Genomic DNA, 676 nt, shown 5'->3' with positions numbered 1-676 from the left:
AAAATCTGGACAACGCGATTCACCGCAGCCCCCACATTCCAGATGGCCACAGCAAAGTCTTTTGCGCCATACACCAGGCTTTTCAGTGTACCTGCGACCGCCTCTTTGTTTTCCCGGACGTACTGGCCCACGGTGATACTCAGGGTCTGAATATCACCGGCCATCTCCCCGCCGACAATCCCCGCAATCTCCTGCCACGCACTGGTGATCACTGTTTTCAGGGTTTTGAAACTGTTCCCGTAGGCAACGGCGCCTTTCGCGCCCTCATCGGTCAGCAGGTTAAACTGACGCTGCTCCTTCAGTAGATCATTCAGGCTTTTACCAGAGTTGCGAATATAGGTGATGACTTTATTGCCCTCACCACCAAACAGCATATCCGCCAGTGATGCGGCCTGCTGCTTGTCCGCCACGCCTTCCAGGCGCTTCATGATGAATTCAAACTGATCCGCTGCCGCCAGCCCGTCCAGCATGGATTGTTCAATCCCCAGCGCACCAAACACATCCGAGACCGACGATTGCTCACCCAGCACCTTGAACTCACCGAACTTATTGCTCAGCTCTTCAATCAGGTCCCCAATGTGCTCACCATCCAGCCCGGCTTTGTTTGCCACGCCGCTCCAGGCATTGAATCGCTCAATGCTCATGTCGTAGGCCTTGGCCATGCCCACCATGGTGG

Annotated in this window: 1 pseudogene; it reads right to left on the bottom strand. The window is 55.2% G+C overall.

Annotated features, from left to right (window positions below):
• Nucleotides 1–676, bottom strand: a pseudogene (locus ACYP03_RS23875) (phage tail protein); the annotation flags it as partial.

The organism is Photobacterium sp. R1, assembly GCF_054600795.1.
This window is presented reverse-complemented; position numbering and strand designations above follow the sequence as displayed.